This window comes from Nocardia cyriacigeorgica (genome assembly GCF_010858045.1).
GTDB classification, from domain to species: domain Bacteria; phylum Actinomycetota; class Actinomycetes; order Mycobacteriales; family Mycobacteriaceae; genus Nocardia; species Nocardia cyriacigeorgica_E.
Map to the genome: position 1 here is coordinate 1 of NZ_JAAGVC010000113.1, position 464 is coordinate 464.

The following is a 464-nucleotide window of genomic DNA, read 5'->3' on the forward strand; positions in this document are numbered from 1 at the left end:
GCCGCCGGCGCCGCCGCCCGCGTCGCCACCCAAGCCGCGATCCGGCTCACCATGCGGCAACTGCTGCAACGCATCCTGACCCGCGTGGTCAAAGAAGCCGCCCTCGGCGCCCTCGAAGAAGGCGGACTCGACCTCGGTATCCGCCTGATCCAAGCCGCCAAAGGCGACCGCGAACTCTCCCGCGACGACTTCACCGCCGTCTGGCAATCCGCTACCGGCGGCGCCATCGGCGGCGCCATCTCCGGCGGGCTCGGCCGCGAGGGCGGGCTCACCAACGGCGTCGGCGAAACCGCCGGCGACGGCCTCGCCAACACCGTCGGCAACCGCGCCAAACAATTCGCCACCGACTACACCACCGAAGTCGCCTCCGACATCGGCTCCCAAGCCGCCATGGCCGCCATCACCGGCGAAGAATTCGAACTATCCGCCGACACCTTCACCAGCGCCGCCGCCGGCGCCGCCCA

At 71.1% G+C, this 464-nt stretch carries 1 protein-coding gene; it reads left to right on the forward strand.

Annotated elements, in window-relative coordinates:
- Positions 1-464: hypothetical protein (locus GV790_RS28950; RefSeq protein ID WP_375139441.1), on the forward strand; the 464-nt coding region annotated here is incomplete at both ends.